We start from the raw sequence: 18,598 nt of genomic DNA on the forward strand, positions 1-18,598 counted from the left end.
CCGGAAATGCGAGGTGTTCATGCGGCGGATGCTGAACCTGGGGTGCGGCGGGCGCTTCCACCCGGACTGGGTCAATGTGGACTTCCGCGCCTGCGCGCCGGAGGTCATGGCCTGCGACCTTTCGCGCGGGCTGCCGTTTCCCGACGCCTCTTTCGACGTGGCCTACCACTCGCACCTGCTGGAGCACTTTCCCCGCGCCCAGGCTGGCGGCTTCCTGCGGGAGTGCCTGCGGGTGCTTAAGCCCGGCGGGGTGCTGCGCTGCGCCGTGCCGGACTTCGAGGCCATGGCCCGGCAGTACCTGGCGCAGTTGGAAGGCGCGCTGGCCGGAGACGAGGGCAGCCGCGAACGCTATCAATGGATCATGCTGGAAATGCTGGACCAGATGGTGCGCGAACGCTCCGGCGGCGAGATGCTGGACTACTGGAAGCAGGACCCCATGCCCGCCCAGGAGTATGTGTTCGCGCGGGTGGGCGCGGAGGCCCGGCAAGCCCGCGCGGCCCTGCGCGCCGCAGGCAAACTGCGCCCGGCGGGCGCTGCCGCGCCTGCGCCCGCGCGCCCGGACCCGGCCGCCATCGGCGCGTTCCGCAGCTCCGGCGAGGTCCACCACTGGCTGTACGACCGCCATTCCCTGGCCCAGGCCCTGCTGGCCGCGGGCTTCGTTCAGCCGCGCCCGTGCAGGGCGGATGAATCCGCCATTCCCGGCTTCAACGCCTATCTGCTGGACATCGAGGCCGACGGCGGCGTTCGAAAGCCCGACTCCCTGTTCATGGAGGCGGTCAAGCCGTGAGCGGCGCGCCACATTTCGAGCCTCCGCGCATCGAGCGCTTCTGGATCGCCGAGGAGCCGGACCAGTGGCGCGACGAGGCCGCGGCGCTGGGCCTTTGCGCCGCGCACATCGCCGCCTGCGGGGCCGACGACGCCGGGGCCGAAGCCGCGCGGCTGGCGGAGCTCGGCCTGGCCGCCCCGCGCTTCGACCCGCGCCTGCCCGCCTTCCAGCAGGCCGCCCTGGCGTGCGGGGCCGTAAGCGCCGTGTGCCCCTGGTGCGGCAGGCCCACAGCCGGGACCGAGTCCTACCCGGCGTTCATCAACGCCTTTGACCAGCCGGTGTTCCACCGCTTCCGCTGCTGCGGCGAATTCTTCCTCGTGGCGGCCAAATCGCCCCAGGCCAAGGTCGCCCTCTGGCTGCCGCAGGCGCACGCCCTGGCGAGCTTCATCGAGTACCGGCGCTACCCGCACAACCACGACTACTACGGCGCGGCGCAGTTCGCGGAGTGGCTCAAGCTCTTCGCCCGGCTGCTGGCGGAAAACGCGGGCCTCGCGGCCGCGTACCGCAACGCGGGCGCCACGCGCCGCACGGCGCTGGCCCTGGGCTTCGTATTCAACTTCGGCCACCATGTAAGCGACGAGCTCTCGGCCCTGCCCTTTGTCCCGGCCCTTACCGCAGGCCGCGAGCCCTTGTCGGTCCTCGGCCCCTTTGATTTCTTCGACGCGGGCCAGGTGTTCGCGGCGGAGCTCGGCCCCGCGCCCCTGCGCGTGGCCGCCCAGGGCGGGCAAACCCCGCCGGAGCTGTTCCGGCTTGCGCTTGAGGAGAACCTCTTCGTCACGCGGCTGTCCCACACCGCGCCCCTGCAGGAGGCCGTGGCCCGACGACTGCTGGACGCGGCGGCAGAGCGCCTTACGCCCGAGCTGGCGCGGCGGGTGGAGGAGTCGGCGCTCTCGCGGCCGCTGGTCTGGGTGACCCTGCGCGGGCACAACCGCGCTTGGCGCGGCGAGGCCCAGGGCCTGGCGCAAGTGCTGAACGCCCTGGCCACGGAGCACCCAGGCCTAGGGGCGGTTTTTGACGGCTGGGAGCGGGAACGGCCCGCGCTGGAAGAGCTGCTGGCCGCGCTCTCGCCCTCGGTGGCGGCCTTCGACGGCCTGGGCACCAGCCTGTACGAGGCCCTGGCCTGGGCGCGAAAGGCGGATTTCTTCATCGCCCCCTACGGCAACGGCACGGGCATCACCAGCATCGCCAACATCCCCGGCGTCATCCACTGCCACGAGGAATGGGCCAAGCCCGAACCCTTCTGCGTAAACCGGCGGGAGCGCTGCGCCCTGGCGCATCCCGTGTGCGGCAGGACCATCCACGAGCCTGGCCGCGACAGCTACAGCGCGGACTACGAGCTGGACTGGCGCGAGGTGCTGGCCGCGGCGCGCGCCGTGCTGCGCGGCCTGAAGCCGCGCCCCTAGCCGCGCACCCCCACGAAGAGCGTGCGCGTGGGGCACAGCACATGCGCCTCAACCGCGTCGTAGCGCTCGCGCATGAGCGCCTCGATGGTCTGGGGATTGTACTCCGGGTGGTGCGCGGGCGAATAGTTGGAGAGCACGAAGGGCTCGCTTTCGTGCGGGGCCACGTATTCCAGCAGCAGCACGCGCCGACACAGCGCATCGGCCTGGTCCAGCACCTGGCTTACGGTCTTGCCGAAGGTGAACACCAAATGGTGCACCAGGGCCAGGTAGGCCACGGCGTCGAAACGGCGCTCCGGCTTGCGGTAGCCGCCAAAGGCCGCCACGTCCTCGATGAAGGCGGTGAGCGGCAGGCCGGTGTCGCGCGCGTGCAGGTACAGCTTGTCGATGAGGCTCTCGGCCGTGTCCAGGCCCACGGTCTCCACCCCCCGGCTTGCAGCCAGCAGGCTGAAGCGCCCCTTGTTGCAGCCCAGGTCCAGGAAGCTCGCCGCCCCGTGCCGGGCCAAGAGCTCCAGCACCAGTTCCTCCTTGCCGCCCTCGGGCCGCAGCTCGCCCAACCCGGCGGCCTGATAGCCCTCGCTGTTCCAGCCCACGGCGGAGTACGCCACGGTGACGCCGTCGAGCCAGGCCCGCACCCCGGCCAGGAAGCCCGGCAGATCGCGCGCGGCGAAGCGCTCCTCGGACCGGGCGCGCAAGGCCGCCACCGGGGCCGCCACCTCCGGTGTGAGCAGCGGGGCCAGCTCCTCCCAGCCCAGGGTGCGCCGCACGGTGTCGCGCATGAGGGTGGTCTGCCGCGCGGCCACCAGGGCCAGCGGATGCACCCAGGCCCGGAAAAAGGACTCCAGCAGCGGGCCGGACAGGCAGGCGGCCTCGGCCGGGCCGATGGAGCAGAAGTCCACGAAGCGGGGCCGCGAACGCGCAAAGAGCACGTTGTCCGTATGGCAGTCCTGCAGGGAGTAGCCCTCCCGCGCGACGGCCTCCCAGAAGCCGACGAAGAAGCGCGCCGCGTCCAGGTACTGCGAGGCGCTCCAGTTGGCGCGCGACTGGGCCAGCAGGCTCTGGTGCTCCAGCACCAGGCCCTGGGGTCCGTCGGCGTGGATCCAGGTCGTGACCAGGCCCAGCTCCATGAGCCGGGCCATGCGCCCGGCATCGCGCGCCAGGTCGCGATAGAAGGCGTAGTCCTGCTCCAGGATGGCCCGGAAGGTGCGTCCGTCCTCGAAGTACACCCGGCCCCGGTTGTCGCCGCCGGGCAGGTCCGCCGCGCCTTCCGGGACACAGGCCGTGGATGCGCAGGAATCCCTGAGCCCGGCCTGCGCCGCGCCCAGGCGCGCCCAGGCGCGGGGATCGAAGAACTCGTACCGCCACAAGAAGATCAGGTCGCAGGATTCCGGCGCAAGCAAGGCCAGGGTCTTCATCACCGAAAGATAGTTTGCCGGGCACACGGCGACGACCAGATAGTCCGGCCAGTGGGCCAGCCTGGCCGGATGCGTCACCGGCAGGCCCTCGAAGGCGGTCTTGGCCGGGGCCACGTCCAGGAAGCCCGCGATCTCCGCGCCGGGCAGGCCGGACACAAGCCGCAGGGCCAGCGCGCCGGACGCGCCCGCCCCGTAGATCAGGCCGCGTTTGCCGCCGAAGCTGGAGTCGAAGCCCGCCACGGAGCGCGCGGCGGCGTCCAGGTCCACGTCGGCGAGGGCGAAGGACTTCCGGAAGGTGGCGGTGTAGTCCAGCTCCATGCACAGTATGCGGTTGTTCATGCGTATTGTTCTCCCTACCCGGCCCAGGCCTGGGCCGGGCGCGGCGCGGTATAGCATATGGCGCGTTCAGGCGCGGGCAGCACGGGCATGATGCGCTCCGGCGCGAAGCCCAGGGCGGCCAGCTCCACAGCGTAGGCCCGGTCCGGGTCCATGTCCATGACCAGCGCCCAGGCGGACTGTGCGGGCGGCGCGGCGCGGTCCCACTCCCGCAAGTGGAAGCGGTACTGCGTTTCGCTGATGACCGGCGGCCTGCGCCCCATGACGCGGCCGAAGGGGTCCACCTTGATCATGTTGCCGTAGACGAAATCGTTTTTTGTGGCGCGCAGCACAAGGGCGCCGCCCTGGGCGTCCAGACGGTCCAGAAAGCCCCGCACCGCGTCGAAGTGCGCGGCGTATTCGGGCACGTCGGCCAAATGGACCCAGGTGTGGTTGCGGCAGTTGGGGCAGAAGAGCTGATAGCTCCACTTGGGGTGCCCCACCCGCTCAGCGAGTTCCTTCCCGCAATGCGAGCAGGCGGCCCTGAGCGAGCCGCCCTGGCCCATGCCGAAGGAGAACTCCAGCAGCCAGGCGTGGTTGCGCCTAAAGTGCGCGGTGTACAGCCGTGCGAGTTCTTCCCGCAGGAAGGGGAACAGCTCCGCGTCCTCTATGCCGGTCATGTTGAGCTTCGGCGCAAAGGCCAGGTAGATGGCCTTGTTCATGATCCGTGCGTGGGCCACGGGGTCGTCCACAAGGCCGCGCGCGGCGCAGTCGTCAAAAAGCGGAGTGCCAGGCACCGGCGTGGTGAGGGAGTAGTACTTGGGCAGCTCGTTGGCCTCCATGAGCAGATCGATGGTGGCGCGCACGTCGTCCTTGGTCTCCTCCAGGTAGCCGAACATGACGGACACGCCCCGGTTGATGCCCGCGGCCTGCGTCTCGCGGATGGCGCGCAGGTTGTCCGCCGGGGTCACGTGCTTGTTCATGCGCTTGAGCACCCGCGCGCTGCCGCTCTCCACCCCGTACTGGATCTCGGTGCAGCCCGCCTCGCGCATGAGCCGCAAGGTCTCCAGGTCGGCGATGTTGGTGCGCAGGCCGCAGCCCCAAGGCAGCCCGATGCCGGAGTCCATGTAGGCGCGGCAGAATTCGCGGATGCGCTTGGGGTTGGCCATGAAGGTCTCGTCGCGGAAACTTAAGCCCTCCAGCCGGTACTGCTCGTGGGTGGCGCGTATCTCGTCCACCACCTGGTCCACGGCGCGGATGCGGTAGCCCCGGATGGTGCTGTTGCAGTAGTGGCAGCGGTTGGGACAGCCCCTGCTGCCCAGAAAATGCAGCACCCGGCAGCCGATGTGCCGGAAATAGGCCTCGATGTCGCAGATGCTCCAGTCGGGCAGGATGTTGCATTTCTTGAGGTTGATGGGCGCGCGCGCCTCGGTGACGAGCGCCCGGCCGTCCAGCCCGCGGCAGAGCAGGCCCGGCACCTGATGGAAGGGGCGGCCGTCCGCGTGGGCCAAAAGCAGGTCCTCCAGGGTGGCCTCGCCCTCGCCCACCACCCCGACGTGGAAGTCCAACTCGGAGAACAGGCGCTCGCCGGGAAAAGCGCTGACGATGGGGCCGCCCAGCACGCGCAGGGCCTGTGGCTGCAGAACGCGCGCATCGTCCAGAAACCGGACGAAGGTGTCCACGAAGGTGAGCATTCCACCAGTGCAGATGACGTCGTATTCGCGCTCGGCCAGTAGCTCGCGGGAGTTTTTGGGCGTCAGGCTGCAATGGGGGACGTACAGCTCTATGCGGGGATGCTGGCGGAGATACCCGGCCAGGTACAGGAAGCCCATGGGCGGCAGCTCGGTGGGGTCATCGTAGATGGGCGACAAGAGCAGCGCGCGAATCTTCCGGTCGGACTCCATGGACGCACCTCCTTTCCGCATGGCTCCCCGCCTAGCCAGCCTTCACGCAGCGCAGGGCGAAGAGGCAGTAGATGAGCTGACCCGGATTGGTCCGCATGAGGGCGGGGATGTCCGGGAAAAAGAGCACCTGGCCGGAGAGACAGGCGGGCAGGCGCGACCACACGCGCTCCACGAAGGCGGCGGCGGAGTAGTGCCGGGCAAAGGGCTCCTCCCAGGGGTCGTCGCGCCACACGCGCTCCGCGCCGGGGTCGATGGCCACCAGCGACTGGTCGCAGCGCGGGCTGGTGATATTGATGAAGCCGTCCTCCAGGTACAGGGGGGCGATGACCAGCCTGCCGCCGGGCTTGAGGATGCGCGCGGCCTCGGCCAGCAGGCCCGTGTCCGCGTCGCCCATGAAGCACTCATAGGCGCAGTGCAGGGTCAGCGCATCGGCGAAGGCCTCGGGCAGGCCGGTGGCCGTGGCGTCGGCCCCGATGCGCCTGCCGCTCACCCCCGGCGGGTAGGACAGGTCCAGGCGGTAGGCGGCCACGCCCCGGCGCTCCAGCGCCCCGGCGTAGGGGCTGCCCGCGGCGGCCACGTCCACCAGCACGTCTCCCGGCTTTGGCGCGGCCTCCCGCGTGGTGATAAAGTGCTCCAGGCACTTCTCCGCCATGAAGCCGCCATAGGGGCGATAGAATTCCGTCAGCTCCGGCCAGTCCGCCATCCAGCGAACCAGCTCGGCGGCATCCAGGCGGCGGTCCTCCACGGGTACGCCCAGGGCCTGCACCTGCGCGCGCACGGCCTGGAACAGGGCGAAGTTGCCCACAGGGTCCTGGGCGTGGTCGCGCGCGGACTGCCGCAGCCGGGCCGGGCTGGCCGCGAATTCCTCCAGCTGCCGGGCCAGCCAGTCCTCGCTCATGGCCTCGCTCATGGCCGCGTTCATGACGGCCTCCGGGCCAGGGCGAACCAGCTGCCCGCCGGGGTGAGCCTGCGCAGCAGCGAGGGCCGTGGCGGCGGGCCGTCCAGCTCGGCCGGGTGAAAAGTCTCGTTGTCCAGGCTCAGGATATCGAGCCCGGCCAGGGACAGCAGGCGGCGCAATTCGCGGGCGGTGAATTCGGTATGGAAAAAGGTCTGGCCGTCCCAGCTGGCGGTGACGAGCCTGCGCCTCCGGGTGGCCGGGAAGGCGCGGCCCAGGGCGTATTCCAGGTAGGACAGGGCGCGGCTGCGGTCGATGCTGGCATAGCCGGGCGTATCGAGCATGAGGAGCCCGCCGGGCCTGAGCACGCGCACGGCCTCCACCAGGCCGCCCAGGGGGTCGAAGAGGTGTTCGAGGATGTCGGTGTAGTTGACCACGTCGAAGCTGGCGTCGGCGTAGGGCAGGGCCAAGGCGTTGGCCAACTGGGCGTGGCCCTGGTCCAGAAATTCCTCCACGTAGGAGCGCACCGCGTCCACCCCGTGGTTCACGTAGCCCGCACGGGCGTACTCCACGGGGATGCCGTCGTTGCAGCGGCCGCCGCAGCCCACGTGCAGCACCAGTCCGCCGCGCGAACCCGCCGGGGTCGCGCCCAGCACGCGGCGCATGATCTTGCGCGCCTTCACGCGCACCTCGCGGCGCTGGTGCTCGAAAGCGGGCGATGCTTCATCGTCCTTCATGAACTCGGCCCGGCCGCGCTCGCAACAGCCCGCCTGGCGCACGGTGTCCTGCAAGGCCTGCAGGTCGCGCTCCCAGCCGCGGTTGAAGTCCCGCCTGCCGAAGAGCCGGTCCCAGGCGGTTTCTGGCGGGGGCGTCATGGCCAGCAGCCCCTCGCGCGGGAAATGCAGGTGCGCCAGCTCCGCCGGATAGGGCGGCGCGGGCCGGGACTCCACAAAGAGGTCGTGGTAGCGCCCAAGGCTGGGATAGTCCGCAGCGCAGGCGGCGCAGCGCAGGGCGTTTCCGGCGCTCTCCTCCAGCGCGCCCAGGCAGCGCGGGCAGCGCAGCAGCGAGGTGTCGTTGCCCCGGGTCATTGCGCGGCCTCCCGCAGGGCGGCGATCCGCTCCGCCGCGCCGGGCTCAAGGGTCGGCGGCCGGTAGTCGAAGTAGTCCCGCCGCAGCACCCAGCCCAGCAGGGCCGGGCTTGCGGCCACCGCCGCGTTATGGAACAGGTAGCCTTGGGCGTAGCCCTGGTGGATGCGCGACAGCTCCGGCTCCGTGCGGCCGGGGCCGTGGTGCGCGGCCAGGCTGCTTTGGGCCAGGGCCTCGGCCTCCGGCTTGGGCGGCACCGCGCCCAGCCTGCGTATGGCGGTGTAGGAATCGCACACGCCCTGGTAGAAGAAGCGCCGCCAAAAGGCGTCCAGGGTCAGGCGCGAGGCCGGGATGCAGTGCTCCACCAGCGCTCCGGGCGCATAGGCGCACAAATGCCCGCCCCGGGCCAGCTTGAAGGAGAGCCCGGTCTCGCCGTCGCCCTGGAAGTGCTGCAGGCGCGCGGGGATGCAGTCCGGGTGGAAGCCGCCCAGGTCGAACAGGGTCTGCCTGCGGATGGCGTAATTGAGCCCCCACACGAAGTGCGGCTCGACCATCCGGGGCTCGTGCCCCATGTGGATGAGGCTTAGGGCCGGGCAGCTCTCGCCCCAGGGATCGCGGCGCTGAAAGTGCGCGAACCACTCCGGCGGGGCGACGGCGAAGCGCCCCACGCTGGGACCACCCGCCAGGTGCACGCGCGGGTCGTCAAAGGCCCGCAGCAAGGCCGAAAGCCAGCCCGGCGCGGCCACGATGTCGTCGTCCACGAACACCAGCACCCCGCCTTTGGCCTCCAGCGCGCCCCGGTGTCGGCCGGAGAGCAGCCCGGGCTCCGGCTCGACCACGCAGCGCAGCCCGGCCAGCCGGTTCAAGCCGAAACGCTCCGGGGCCTCGGCGCACAGGGCGGCGGTGCCGTCGGTGGAGCCGTTGTCCACCACGAGCACCTCGAAATCCCCTGCCGGGACATCCTGCGCGGCCAGGGATTGCAAACACCCGGCCAGCAGGTCCGCACGGTTCAGGGTGGGCACGATGACGCTGGCGGCGATCACGGGCGCGCCTCGCGAAAGAAGTCCAGGGTCTCGGGCAGCAGGACGAGCGGGTCCTCCGGCGGCGAAATGCCGAGCCACTCGGCCATGCGGCCGGTATGGGCCACGAAGCGCAGCACCTCCGGCCCGCGCGCGGGCAGCACGCGCGTCTCCACGCGGCGTTCCGGCAGACAGGCGGCCACGCGTTCGGCCAGCTCCGGCAGGCTTGCGCCCCGGCCGGAGCCGATGTTCACCGGGCCGGCAGGCAGCTCGCCTGCGCGCTCGGCCAGGCGCAGCAGGGCCTCGCAGGTGAGCCCCACGGGCACGAAGTCGATGAGCTGGCCGCCGCCGTAGAGAAAGAGCGGCTCCCCGGCCAGGGCCCGCTGGCAGAACAGCGGGATCACCCGGTCCCGGTCGCCGGGGCCGTAGACGTTGGCCATGCGCACCACTCGGACGTTCAGGCCCTGGGCCGCAAAGGCCCCGCAGTAGGCCTCGGCCGCAACCTTGCTGGCGCCGTAGGCATTCTTGGGCGCCAGGGGCGCGTGCTCGCGCACGGGCAGCTCCGCGGGCTCGCCGTACACCTCCCGCGAGGAGGCGAACACGAAACAGCGCACGCAGGCCGCATCGCGCGCGGCCGTGAGCAGGTTCACCGTGCCCGCAACGTTGGCCCCGAAGGAGTAGCCCAGGTCCGTCACCGAGCCCAGCACGTTGGACTGGGCGGCCAGGTGGAACACCAGCTCGGCCCCGGCCACGGCCTGGCGGCAGGCCTGGGCATCTCGGATGTCGCCCTTGACGAAGCGTACGCGGCGGTCGCAAACCAGCGGGTCGTCCAGCATGTCGCCTGGGGCCGGGCAGGGGCGGAACAGGTTGTCCAGCACGCGCACCTGCGTCACCTCCGGCCGGGCCAGCAGCCGGGCCACCAGATGCCTGCCGATGAATCCGGCTCCGCCGGTGACCAGGACGATCACGGACGCGCCTCCGGCCGGGCCGGGCGTGTGCGGAGGGAAATGCGTGGGCGTGCGAAGTGGCGCATGTCAAAATCCTGCCAGGGCTTGCGGGATGAGGGGGGAGGAACAAACGCCGCGCCATCGCCCGCTGCGGCGGCGCGCGCCTGCACGACATTCAAGAACCGCGCCAAGGACGGCTATTCCCCCTGCGCGCCTCGAAGCAGCTCGGCGAGCCGCGCCTCCTGCCCGGCGAGCAGCTCCAGCAACTGCGCCAGCATCCGCCGGGCGAAGCCAAACTGGTAGCGCAGGCCCTCCGCCAACCGCTCCGGGTCCGGGGAGGTGACCAGGGAATGGAAACGCGGGTGATCGAAATCCTCGAAGCGTTGCAGGAGGTAGGTGACGTTGTTGGCGTCGAAGATGGCCAGCACCTTGCGCCCCTGTTCCAGGAACGCGGCCCCGCCGCCTGCCTGCCCGTCTCGGGCGCTTCTGGCGTCCAAGGCGTCCAGGGCGTCCAGCAGCGCCAGGCTGCCCTTGTGCCGGGCCGCCTCGGCGCGGGCCACGGCCAGGGCCCCGTCCAGGGCGGGCGCGCGGCGGCGCGCGGCGTGCGCCGTGCGCAGGGAGGCGGCCAGCCGCCCCGTGGGCGCAATGGCCGGGGCCTCGTCGAACACCACGGGCGGGGTGTCGATGATGCTGTCGCGGCTGGTGTTGACCACTTCCATGCCGGAGAGCCGCATCTCGTCGCCCAGCCAGTGTTTCACGTCCAGGAAGTTCAGGCTGGTGAAGCGTTCCCGGCCGAAACGGTTCACCACCGGACAAAGCTGCGGGAAGCGGTCGATGCGCTCGCGGGACTGGGGGGTGTACGTGCGGCCCGCGTCGCCGGTGACGTAGCGCAAGGACCAGGGATCGCCGGAGGACAGCAGCGCGCCCGCCAGCACGGCCCGGCCGCAGCCCAGGTGCCGCGCCAGGGAAAAGGCCGTGGTGAGCACCGAGCCGTGCAGCCGCAGGGCCGGGCGCGGGCCGAACACATCCGGCCGCACCGCGCCGAAGAGAAACTTCTGCGGAAACACCTCGCCCCCCAGGCAGGACAGGGCGTGGGCCACCAGCATCACCGGCCGAAGCCGGGGCAGGCCCTCGAAGCTGCGCGCCACCTGGAGCGAGGTGTCGTTGACCACGCAGAAGTGCGGCCGGATTCCGGCCTCCACCAGGGTCCGCAGGGCGGAGTTGACGCAGATGATCACCGCGTTGTCCTGGTGGGCGCGCAGGAAGTCCAACTGCTCGGCCAGGGCGGCGCCGGCGGCGGCCAAAATGGCCGTCTCGCCCCGGAACAGGCCGCGCAGGGCGTCTATGTCCGGACACAGGGCGTAGGCGGGCAAATTCTCGTACAGGTGGACCAGCTGGTCGTAAAACAGGTCCTGGACGATGGGCCGCAACGGCAGGCCCCGGCTCAGGGACTGACTGCCCAGGGGATACACCTGATGGCGGTAGAACAGGGTCTCCACGTACTGGGCCGCCTCCGCGGCCAGGGCGCGATCTTCCTCCGTGGCCTTGGCGGGGACCAGAAAGGCCGGGAAGCCCAGGCGAAACACCTCGCGGCCCAGAAGCTCCGCCAGGGGCGGCGAAAATTCGTGCGGGCGGCCCAGGAACAGGAAGGCCTTGCCCGCCAGGCGCGCGGGCTCCACAGCGGCCAGCAGACGGCCCAGGCGGGCGGGGTCGTGCTCGAACACCAGGACCAGCGCGCCGGGCTCGGCCAAGAGGCGCAGGAACTCCGGACTGGGCAGCGCCCCCACAACGGCCACAAGCCGCGTGGCCGCCAGCACCTGGTCCAGGGAGCTCTGCGGCGGCAGCACCTGGAACACGGGAGGCCCCCCGGCAACGGGCCGCGCAAGCCAGGGATTCTCAAAGGCCCACAGGGGCGCGTGGGGGGAAAAGATGTGGGCAGGGGCCTCCGGCGCATGGACTGCGGCGGACGGCGGGGAGACAAGATCCTCGGGCCGCGGCTCGCCGCGCGCGCTGAACAGCACGCCCGACTCCGCCAGCGCCCGGAACTGAGCCAGCACCCTGGCCAAGGAAACCGCCATCGCCCTCCCCCGCCCCGCAGCGTCTTGGCGCATCCCTGACGATGCGGCCACGCCTGGGGCTGGCCGCAGGAAACCCTATTTTCTAATGTTTGTCTAGATGCCCGCGGGACACCGCCCGACTGGCCGGAACGCACGCGCTCCGGGGCTTGGCAAAACCACTAGGCCAGGGGCAGCTCCACCATGAAGATGGACCCGCTGGGCCGGGCGGCCTCCACGCGCACCTGGCCCTTGTGGTCGGTGACGATGGAGCGCACGATGGTAAGACCCAGGCCGGTGCCGGTCTTCTTGCGCGAGAAGTAGGGCTCGAACATGCGCGCACGCTCCTCCTGGGTGAAGCCGGGGCCGTTGTCCTCCACGCTGATGCGCGCAAGCCCGCGCGCCGGGTCGTGGGCGGCGCGCACCAGCACGCGCCCGTCCTGGCGGCCCTCCAGGGCCTCGGCGGCGTTGGTGAGCAGGTTGATGAACACCTTGCGCAGGCCCTCGGCGTCGAAGGGCAGGGGCGGCAGGCCGGGGGCGGCGTCCAGCTCCCAGCGGATGCCCCGGTGGGCCGTGGCGAAGGTGCCCACCACCTCGGCGAGCAGCGGCGGCAGATCGCCGGGCACGAGCTGCACCTCCGGCAACTTGGCGTAGCCGGAAAACTCCGCCACCATCTGCTGCAGGCGCTCGGCCTCGCGCACGATGAGCGCGGCGCAGTCGTCGAAACTCTTGTCGTTGGCCACGGCCGAGAACTTGCGCATGAGCCGCTGGGCCGAAAGCTTGATGGGCGTGAGCGGGTTCTTGATCTCGTGGGCGATGCGCTGGGCCACCTCCTGCCAGGCGGCCAGACGCTGCACCTTCTCAAGCTCGGTGATGTCCTCGAACACGGCAACAAGCCCGGTGCCCTCGGCCTGGGCGTCGCCGCCGGTGAGCCCCACGAGATTCACCAAGAAGCGCGCCCCGCGATCCTTGAGCTGCAGGTCGATCTGCCGGGTCCATCTGGCCTCCGGCACCTTGGCCAGGTGCTTGAGCGCCCCGGTGAGCAGTTCCGCGAACTCGCCGCGCACCAGGTGTTGGGCCTTGCGCCCCACCAGCTGCTCGGCGTTCACGCCCAGCATGGCCTCGGCCGCCTTGTTCACCGTGCCGATGCGCCCGCTGGCGTCGGTGGAGACGACGCCGCTGGTGATGTTGTCCAGCACGGCCTCGATGTACCTGCCGCGCCGCTCCAACTCCTCGTACTGCTGGGCCATGCGCTCCTGCGCGTCCAGCAGGCGCTTCTGCCCGGCCTCCAGGTCCTCGGCCATGCGGTTGAAGCTCCGCACCAGCGATCCCAGTTCGTCATCCGCCGTGTCGTCCAGCCGCACGGAAAGATCGCCCTTGGCGATGCGCTCGGTGCCTGCGGCCATGGCCTGCACCGGCGCGCTGATCTCCTTGGCCAGGCGGAAGCCGAACCAGCTGGCCCCCAGCACGATCAACAGGCTCATGACCCCCAGGGTCAGATACAGCGTCATTTTCCACGGATACTTGAGCTTGCGCAGCTTCTTGTACTCGTCCAGACCGCGGGCCACCTGGTCCAGCTTGTACATGAGCCCGCCGCCGATGCTCTCGCCCAGCACCAGGAAGCCCGCGCGCCCCTCGTCCACGGGCAGCAGCCCCACAATGAGGTCGTTGCCCGAGGTGGAGAGCATCACCGAGACATACCGCGGGTTCTTGCGCAAATCCTCCAGGTTCACCTTGGTTCGCGCCTCGCTCCACACCCGGTCGAACACCTGGGGCGGGTGCGTGTTCTGGGCGCGCCCCTCCGGACTGATGACCCCCACCACCGCAAGGCCATACTCCCGGAGCGACTCGGCCAGATGGGTGTCCATGTTCCGGCCGCCCCAGCCGTAGTGCGCCGCGGCCACCTGCGCTAGCACCTCACGCCCGCGCTGCTCCACGCGCGCCTGGGCCGACTGGTAGAACGCCCGGCCGATCTCCAGGGACTGCTCCATGGAGTCCTCGACCTGGCTCTTGAACCAGTAGTCCACGCTGGTTTGCACAAACTTGGCCGAGACATAGAACATGAGCGCCACCGGCACCAGGGAGAGCAGGATGAAAGCCAGCACCAGGCGCGTGCGCAACCGCGAGCCCAGCACGTTGCGGCGGCGCTCCAGAAGCAGCTTCACGCCGTTTCGGCCCACCACGAACAGCACCAACAGCAGCAGGATGATGTTCAGGTTCACCAGGCCAAGGAACAGGTAGGAATTGACCCCCAGGAGCCTGAGCTCCACCCAGGTGAGCACCACGATGACGAGCATTCCCGCCAGGGCGATGCCGATCTCGCGCTTGCGGCGCTGGCGTTCCCGAAGCTCGGGGGGGAGGGGCGGCGCGGCGGCGGCCCTGTGCTCTGGCGTTGGTTCCACGGGCGTCCTAGTACTTGAAGTGCAGCCGGTAGGACGTCTGGGGCGCCACGTCCCAGGACCAGAAGAACAGCGTGCGCCGGAACCAGTTCGGTATGTCCGTCTGGTGCAGGCGGATGTCCAGATCCAAGGAATATTCCTGCCCGCGCTCCAGCAGGCTCCACGCCCCCAGTTCAAGGGCCAGGGAGCCCCAGCCCGTGCGCAGCAGTTCGTCCAGCCGGGGGTTCTTGAGCGGCGCCTCGCGGCCGGGAATGGCCATGACGTATTCGCGGGTCAACTGGTCGTACTTCAGGCGGCAGGACATCTCCGCCTTGGCCACCGTGGGGCTGGAAAACAGCCCGCCCTCCCGCGTGAGCTTGCCCCTGCTGGAAAGCGCCAGGGTGGCCCCGGCCTGCAACGCGTCCGACACCTCGGCCAGGGAATCCAGCGCCACGCCGAAGCGCGCGGTAAGCGCCCCGGACTGGTTGTCCACCACCAGGTTGGAAAGCACCAGCGACTGCGCAAGGGCCGCCTGCCCCCAAAGGGCCAGAACCAGGGCCAGCACTGCGGCCAAAAACGGACGGCGGCGTTGCGACATGCTCTGTCCGGGTTGAGGTGACCTGCGCGCGCGGCCCGTGCCTGCGCGGGACGCAAAGCGTGCACGATACGCACGATAGCACTCGCGCAGCTGCGCATCAAGAACAGCGGGAAACGGCAAACCTCAACCCCGTTGCGGCCTTGGGCCAAAAATCGCCGTGCCCACCCGGACGATCGTCGCGCCCTCGGCGATGGCCGCCTCGAAATCGCCCGTCATGCCCATGGACAACTCCGGCAACGGCACGCCAAGCTCGGCCGCCAGTCCGTCTCGCAGCTCCCGCAAATACTCGAACGCAGGCCCCGCCTCCTCCGGCGAGTCGAACACCGGCGGCAGACACATGAGCCCGCGCAAATCCAGCCCAAAGCCGCCCTCTCCAAGCGACAGCACAAGCCGGGCCAGCGCCGGAAGCTCCGCCTCCTCCACCCCGGCCTTCTGCTCCTCGCCCATGTTCACCTCGATGAGCACGGGTTGCAGCACCCGCGCCTCCCTGGCGCGCTTGGCCAGCTCGCGGGCCAGCTTCTCGGAGTCCACACTGTGGACAAGTCCGAAACGGCCCACCACGGACTTGGCCTTCTTGCTCTGCAAGCCGCCCACGAAGTGCCACAGGATGTCCTCGCCCACCAGCTCGTCCTGCTTGGCCAGGGCCTCCTGCGCGTACGACTCGCCGAACTCGCGCTGGCCGCAAGCCACAAGCGCGCGGATGTCCGAAGCGGGATGGAACTTCGAAATCGCCACCAGGCGCACCGAATCCGGCGCCCTGCCGGCCTGCGTGCAGGCCGCCGCCATGCGCGCGCGCACGGATTCCAGGTTGCGGCAAAGCTCCTCACGACGCCCGACTGTGGATGTATCGTTCATGCGGGCTGCATAGGACAAAAGAAGGGCCGAGGCAACGCGGCGGGAAAGGGAAAAGGCGGAGAGACGACGCGGGGGAGCGGGGAAACTTTTTTCAAAAAGTTTCCCCGCTCCCCCGCACCCCCTCACCCCTTCAAAAACGTTTATAGGGGGAATGGGGGGCAATCGCGCAAGAAGCTGCGCCCGGGGACTAGTCCATGTACGCGCGCCCCACGTTGAAGCCCTTGGCCACCACAGGACCGACGCCATAATACAGGCTCGCGCCCGGCGCGTAGATAAGGGGCTGCAGAAGGGACAAATCCACATGCCCGTCGGCCCCGAGCACCGACTCCTCCGCCTTCACGTCCACAATCTCGCCCACGAACTGCGTGTGCCCGCCCAAATCAAGCGTCTGCACAAGGCGGCACTCTATGGCCACAGGGAACTCGGCCACGTACGGCGCATCCACAAGCTCGCTTCTGACCGGCGTCAGCCCGGCCACCGCAAACTTGTCCGCCACCGCGCCCGAGACCATGCCCATGTAGTCCGCCTGCGCCACCTGGCTCTGGCCCGCAATGCTCACCGTGAACGCCCGGCGCGCCATGATGGCCGCGTAGCTGTGCCGCTCCTTGCGGATGGACACCGCCAGGCACGGCGGCGCGGAACAGCAGATGCCCGCCCATGCCGCCGTCATCGCGTTCGCCTTGCCCGCCGCGTCGTATGATCCCACCACCCACACCGGCGTGGGATAGGCCAGGGTCTTGGCTCCAAGTGACTTCTTCATGTGTCGCGCTCCTTGGCTGAAGATTCGTTGGGGGCACAATGGCCCAGGCCGACATGGTTCCGCAAGACGGCAGGGAGTATAGTATCGGGGGAGTGGGGAAACTTTTTGAAAAAAGTTTCCCCACTCCCCCGCCCCCCCTCGCCCCTTCAAAAACTTTTCATGGGAAGAACAAAGGGCGCAGACGCACGCTGGCCGACGCCGACAGCGAGGCCGGAAGGCGTGAACCGTTGGAACAGGGAGCCCGGCATAGGCCAAGCCATGACTCCGTGGCGCTGCGGCGGCCAATGGCGCCCCTTGTGCATCCGCCCGCGCGCTGGTACATGCTTGAGCGATGACCAACGCAGCGCCCACCCCGCCCAAGGCGGACCTCCTGAACCTCACCCGCTCCGAGCTGGAAGCCTTTGTGCTGGACGAGCTCAAGCAGCCCCGCTTCCGCGCGGACCAGCTGTGGCACTGGCTGTGGCACAAGAACGCGGCGGACTTCTCGGCCATGACCAATCTCTCCGCCGCGCTCAAGGCGAAGCTCGCGGAGCGCGCCGCCATCGTGCGCCCGTCAATCGACGTAGTCCGCGTCAGCCGCGACGGCACCATCAAGCTGCTCTTGCGCCTGGCCGACGGCGAGCGCGTGGAGACCGTGCTCATTCCCATGGCCGGACACTACACCCTGTGCCTGTCCACCCAGGTGGGCTGCGCCATGGGCTGCACCTTCTGCTCCACCGGAGAGTTGGGCTTCACCCGCAACATGACCATGGGCGAAATTCTGGGGCAGATTCTCGCGGCGCGCGCGCACATTGCGGAAAACGCCCTGCCGCCCTTGAAAAACCTCGTCTTCATGGGCATGGGCGAACCGCTCATGAACCTCACGGAACTGCTGCGCAGCCTGGAGACCCTGGGCAGCCCGGAGGGCATTTCCATCTCGCCCAGGCGCAGCACGGTCTCCAGCGTCGGCATTCCGCAAGGACTCAAAATTTTGGGAGACTCAGGCCTTGCCGTGCCCGCCATCAGCCTGCACGCGCCCACCCAGGAGCTGCGCGAAAAGCTCATGCCAAAGGCCGCCCGCGTGCCGCTGGAAGAGCTTCTCGCCTGTCTGGACAACTACCCGCTCAAGCAGCGCGAGCGCGTGACCTACGAATACATCCTGCTCGGCGGGGTGAACGACTCCATCGCCCATGCCAAGCAGTTGGTGCGGCTTCTGGGCCAGCGCCGCTGCAAGGTCAACCTCATCAGCTACAATCCCCCCCCGCCGCAGACCGGCCCCGCGCCCTACTCCGCCCCGGACCCCGAAGGCGTGCTGGCCTTCGAGAACTACCTCCGGAGCAAGCGCATCACCACGTTTCTGCGGCGCAGCATGGGCCAGGACATTGCCGCGGCCTGCGGCCAGCTGAAACTTTTGACCGGATAATCAACCCCTTGACCCGGCCTGACGGCAGGCCGCTTTTTGTTCTTGCCAGGGCTGGCCCAATTTTATAGTAGCCAGCCCTTCCAAAAAAATATATGGCGTCATTCGTCGGGACACCGGCGTTATTCCAAGCCCAGGAGGGTCCATACATGGCCAATCTTCCCATGGTTCCCACCCGCGCCTTCTTCACCAAGGGCGTTGGCGTTCACAAAAACAAACTGCAATCCTTCGAGCTGGCCCTGCGCGAGGCCGGCATCGAAAAACAGAACCTCGTCTACGTGTCCAGTATTTATCCGCCCAACTGCCAGCTGGTGACCCTTGAAGAGGGCGTGAAGGAACTGCATTCCGGCCAGATCACCTTCTGCGTCATGGCGCGCAACCAGACCAACGAAAAGGGCCGCCTGGTGGGCAGCTCCGTGGGCCTGGCCATTCCGGCCGACAAGGAGCACTACGGCTACATCTCCGAGCACCACAGCTTCGGCGAGGAGGAGAAGGAACTGGGCGACTTCGCCGAGGACCTGGCCTCCACCATGCTGGCCACCACCCTGGGCGTGGATTTCGACCCCGAGGTCGGCTACGACGCCCGCCGTGAGGTGTACCTCATGAGCGGCAAGATCATCGACTCCATCTCGGCCCCGGTTTCCGCCATGGGCGCAGCCAACATGTGGACCACCACGGTCTCGGCCGTGGTCTTCATCCTGTAGAGCCCGGCCGCAGCAAACAGACTGAACGAACAGGGCCTCCCGTT

Annotated in this window: 15 protein-coding genes; 4 read left to right on the forward strand and 11 right to left on the reverse strand. The window is 69.3% G+C overall.

What is annotated here, in order from left to right; translation table 11 throughout:
* Positions 1–19 precede the first annotated feature (19 nt).
* Together CHB73_RS12960 and CHB73_RS12965 are read left to right on the forward strand one after the other, a co-directional pair.
* Positions 20–787 (forward strand): class I SAM-dependent methyltransferase, encoded by a 768-nt coding sequence (locus CHB73_RS12960; protein WP_143337388.1) that lies wholly within the window; start codon positions 20–22, stop codon positions 785–787.
* Positions 784–2,229: a hypothetical protein gene (locus tag CHB73_RS12965; protein WP_089275022.1), complete on the forward strand. Its 1,446-nt coding sequence runs from the start codon at positions 784–786 to the stop codon at positions 2,227–2,229. The genes CHB73_RS12960 and CHB73_RS12965 overlap by 4 nt, the downstream gene beginning before the upstream one ends.
* Here CHB73_RS12965 and CHB73_RS12970 read toward each other — a convergent pair.
* The 11 genes from CHB73_RS12970 to CHB73_RS13020 all read right to left on the reverse strand — a co-directional run bounded on the left by CHB73_RS12970 (position 2,226) and on the right by CHB73_RS13020 (position 16,451).
* Complete coding sequence (locus CHB73_RS12970; protein ID WP_089275023.1) at positions 2,226–3,980, reverse strand: class I SAM-dependent methyltransferase; 1,755 nt, start codon at positions 3,978–3,980, stop codon at positions 2,226–2,228. The two genes, CHB73_RS12965 and CHB73_RS12970, sit on opposite strands and share 4 nt — an antisense overlap.
* Before the next feature lie 14 nt (positions 3,981–3,994).
* Positions 3,995–5,860, reverse strand: a complete 1,866-nt coding sequence (locus CHB73_RS12975; protein ID WP_179217038.1) for a B12-binding domain-containing radical SAM protein — start codon at positions 5,858–5,860, stop codon at positions 3,995–3,997.
* Between the two features lie 31 nt (positions 5,861–5,891).
* On the reverse strand, positions 5,892–6,782 hold the full coding sequence (locus CHB73_RS12980) for a class I SAM-dependent methyltransferase (RefSeq protein WP_089275025.1): 891 nt from the start codon (positions 6,780–6,782) through the stop codon (positions 5,892–5,894).
* Positions 6,779–7,843 (reverse strand): methyltransferase domain-containing protein, encoded by a 1,065-nt coding sequence (locus CHB73_RS12985; RefSeq protein ID WP_143337390.1) that lies wholly within the window; start codon positions 7,841–7,843, stop codon positions 6,779–6,781. Before CHB73_RS12985 ends, CHB73_RS12980 begins: the two co-directional genes overlap by 4 nt.
* The gene (locus CHB73_RS12990) at positions 7,840–8,883 is read right to left on the reverse strand and encodes a glycosyltransferase (protein ID WP_179217039.1); all 1,044 of its coding nucleotides are present in this window, start codon (positions 8,881–8,883) and stop codon (positions 7,840–7,842) included. Before CHB73_RS12990 ends, CHB73_RS12985 begins: the two co-directional genes overlap by 4 nt.
* Positions 8,880–9,827, reverse strand: coding sequence for an NAD-dependent epimerase/dehydratase family protein (locus CHB73_RS12995; RefSeq protein ID WP_089275026.1), 948 nt, complete (start codon positions 9,825–9,827; stop codon positions 8,880–8,882). The genes CHB73_RS12990 and CHB73_RS12995 overlap by 4 nt, the downstream gene beginning before the upstream one ends.
* A 176-nt stretch (positions 9,828–10,003) precedes the next feature.
* Positions 10,004–11,884 carry a 6-hydroxymethylpterin diphosphokinase MptE-like protein gene (locus CHB73_RS13000; protein WP_179217040.1) on the reverse strand — a complete coding sequence of 627 codons (1,881 nt, stop codon included), beginning with the start codon at positions 11,882–11,884 and terminating at the stop codon, positions 10,004–10,006.
* A gap of 158 nt (positions 11,885–12,042) precedes the next feature.
* Positions 12,043–14,262 carry a sensor histidine kinase gene (locus tag CHB73_RS13005; RefSeq protein WP_235641601.1) on the reverse strand — a complete coding sequence of 740 codons (2,220 nt, stop codon included), beginning with the start codon at positions 14,260–14,262 and terminating at the stop codon, positions 12,043–12,045.
* Between the two features lie 7 nt (positions 14,263–14,269).
* Positions 14,270–14,836 carry a DUF4390 domain-containing protein gene (locus CHB73_RS13010; RefSeq protein ID WP_089275028.1) on the reverse strand — a complete coding sequence of 189 codons (567 nt, stop codon included), beginning with the start codon at positions 14,834–14,836 and terminating at the stop codon, positions 14,270–14,272.
* A 123-nt stretch (positions 14,837–14,959) separates the two neighbouring features.
* A complete protein-coding gene (locus CHB73_RS13015; protein WP_089275029.1) occupies positions 14,960–15,691 on the reverse strand; it encodes a YggS family pyridoxal phosphate-dependent enzyme in 732 nt (243 codons plus the stop codon).
* A gap of 187 nt (positions 15,692–15,878) precedes the next feature.
* The gene (locus CHB73_RS13020) at positions 15,879–16,451 is read right to left on the reverse strand and encodes a flavin reductase family protein (RefSeq protein WP_089275030.1); all 573 of its coding nucleotides are present in this window, start codon (positions 16,449–16,451) and stop codon (positions 15,879–15,881) included.
* Between the two features lie 331 nt (positions 16,452–16,782).
* On the opposite strand from CHB73_RS13020, the gene rlmN reads away from it, so the two are divergent.
* A complete protein-coding gene (rlmN, locus tag CHB73_RS13025) occupies positions 16,783–17,853 on the forward strand; it encodes a 23S rRNA (adenine(2503)-C(2))-methyltransferase RlmN (RefSeq protein ID WP_089275031.1) in 1,071 nt (356 codons plus the stop codon).
* A gap of 146 nt (positions 17,854–17,999) precedes the next feature.
* Positions 18,000–18,554: a pyruvoyl-dependent arginine decarboxylase gene (locus tag CHB73_RS13030; RefSeq protein ID WP_089275032.1), complete on the forward strand. Its 555-nt coding sequence runs from the start codon at positions 18,000–18,002 to the stop codon at positions 18,552–18,554.
* The last annotated feature ends 44 nt before the right edge of the window (positions 18,555–18,598 follow it).

The sequence above is a fragment of the Humidesulfovibrio mexicanus genome, assembly GCF_900188225.1.
Classification (GTDB): domain Bacteria; phylum Desulfobacterota; class Desulfovibrionia; order Desulfovibrionales; family Desulfovibrionaceae; genus Humidesulfovibrio; species Humidesulfovibrio mexicanus.

What these genes read in the sequence shown, in the direction of transcription:
- CHB73_RS12960 (WP_143337388.1), top strand. Translation starts at nt 20, where the DNA reads ATGCGGCGGATGCTGAACCTGGGGTGCGGCGGGCGCTTCCACCCGGAC.
- CHB73_RS13030 (WP_089275032.1), top strand. Translation starts at nt 18,000, where the DNA reads ATGGCCAATCTTCCCATGGTTCCCACCCGCGCCTTCTTCACCAAGGGC.
- CHB73_RS13000 (WP_179217040.1), bottom strand. Translation starts at nt 11,884, where the DNA reads ATGGCGGTTTCCTTGGCCAGGGTGCTGGCTCAGTTCCGGGCGCTGGCG.
- CHB73_RS12970 (WP_089275023.1), bottom strand. Translation starts at nt 3,980, where the DNA reads ATGAACAACCGCATACTGTGCATGGAGCTGGACTACACCGCCACCTTC.
- CHB73_RS12980 (WP_089275025.1), bottom strand. Translation starts at nt 6,782, where the DNA reads ATGAACGCGGCCATGAGCGAGGCCATGAGCGAGGACTGGCTGGCCCGG.
- CHB73_RS13010 (WP_089275028.1), bottom strand. Translation starts at nt 14,836, where the DNA reads ATGTCGCAACGCCGCCGTCCGTTTTTGGCCGCAGTGCTGGCCCTGGTT.
- rlmN (WP_089275031.1), top strand. Translation starts at nt 16,783, where the DNA reads ATGACCAACGCAGCGCCCACCCCGCCCAAGGCGGACCTCCTGAACCTC.
- CHB73_RS13020 (WP_089275030.1), bottom strand. Translation starts at nt 16,451, where the DNA reads ATGAAGAAGTCACTTGGAGCCAAGACCCTGGCCTATCCCACGCCGGTG.
- CHB73_RS12985 (WP_143337390.1), bottom strand. Translation starts at nt 7,843, where the DNA reads ATGACCCGGGGCAACGACACCTCGCTGCTGCGCTGCCCGCGCTGCCTG.
- CHB73_RS12975 (WP_179217038.1), bottom strand. Translation starts at nt 5,860, where the DNA reads ATGGAGTCCGACCGGAAGATTCGCGCGCTGCTCTTGTCGCCCATCTAC.
- CHB73_RS13015 (WP_089275029.1), bottom strand. Translation starts at nt 15,691, where the DNA reads ATGAACGATACATCCACAGTCGGGCGTCGTGAGGAGCTTTGCCGCAAC.